The following is a 391-nucleotide window of genomic DNA, read 5'->3' on the forward strand; positions in this document are numbered from 1 at the left end:
TTACCCGCTTTTATTGATGCGATGCCAGAGAACCAAGCGGATGCGAATGTACCGATGTAAGCGAATAGCAACAATTAACAACTGGCTTTACTGCAATAGCTTATACACAGCCTGACATTTAAGAGCCTGAATAAATGCCAAATCAGGTTCTGCGTACCTTCAATATGGGAGAAATGCGGGTGTAGGTTTGAGTACCGTGTTGATTTGACCAGATCTGGTTGAGCTTTTCCATCACGGTCTTGGCTATCTCATTGACCGGTTGGGCAATGGTTGTGAGCTGGTAACCCTGCCACGCCGCTTGGGGAACATTATCACAGCCAACGATTCTTAACTGTTCTGGCACTGGGATACGAGCGATATCGCGACAGCTGTCCAAGACGCCCATAGCGAG

1 protein-coding gene is annotated in these 391 nt (G+C 47.8%); it reads right to left on the bottom strand.

Annotation, left to right across the window (positions count from 1 at the left end):
- Nucleotides 1-142 precede the first annotated feature (142 nt).
- Nucleotides 143-391: substrate-binding domain-containing protein (locus AB4486_RS26685; protein ID WP_372119782.1), on the bottom strand; the 249-nt coding region annotated here is incomplete at its 5' end.

The organism is Vibrio sp. 10N.222.55.C6 (assembly GCF_041473395.1).
In the GTDB taxonomy this organism is placed as follows: Bacteria; Pseudomonadota; Gammaproteobacteria; order Enterobacterales; family Vibrionaceae; genus Vibrio; species Vibrio crassostreae_C.